At 70.4% G+C, this 710-nt stretch carries 1 protein-coding gene; it reads left to right on the top strand.

All coding sequences use genetic code 11. The annotated features are described in order from the left end of the window. On the top strand, positions 1–710 hold a 710-nt coding region (locus DSP71_RS22075; protein ID WP_220151098.1), incomplete at both ends, for a hypothetical protein.

Here is a 710-nt window from a genome sequence, read left to right as displayed (position 1 = left end):
CGCCGAGAGCAGCAACAACTGGTTCTGGATGATCGACGACGTGCAGATCAGCGAAGCCCCGCCGGCCGATGCAGCACCGCGCATCCTCTCCGCCGCGAAGCCCGTCGCCAGAGCAGGTGCGACGGTTCCGGTGAAGGTCGGCGGACTGCGCCCCGGCCAGCAGCTGACCGCGTCGTTCGGCGATGCCGGGGCGGCGGTTCCCGGTATCCCGGTCGCTGACGCCGCGGGGGAGACGTCGTTCTCGGTCGCGCTGCCCGCTGACCTCGCGCCCGGCTCGGTGACGCTGTCTCTCGGTGGCGCCGGCATCGTGTCGACCCCGCTCGTGATCACCGTGCTCACCGCCGACGACCCGGACACCTCGACCACCGAGCAGCTGCTCTGGTTCGACGGCTTCGAGACGGACAGCTGGACGAGAGAGGGGGCGTGGACGCTGTCGAACCTCGACAGCGTGATCGCTCAGTACGGCACCGATCGCCGACACGCGTTCACCCGCGCTTCGGGGCGGATCGCCGTGGCGGAGGCGACGAGCGGGGCATTCGCCGGCAGCCTCGCCTCCTCTCCGATCGCCGTGAAGGCGGGGGATGCGCTGGAGGTGCGCCTCGACAGCCACTACCGCAAGAGGGGCGGAACCCAGCATGGCACCGTGACGGCGGTGTTCGACGAGGGAACGGAGACCGTGCTGCGCGAGCTCTCCGATGCCGACGAGGAGT

This window comes from Microbacterium sp. H6 (genome assembly GCF_003314775.1).
GTDB lineage: Bacteria > Actinomycetota > Actinomycetes > Actinomycetales > Microbacteriaceae > Microbacterium > Microbacterium oxydans.
This window is presented reverse-complemented; position numbering and strand designations above follow the sequence as displayed.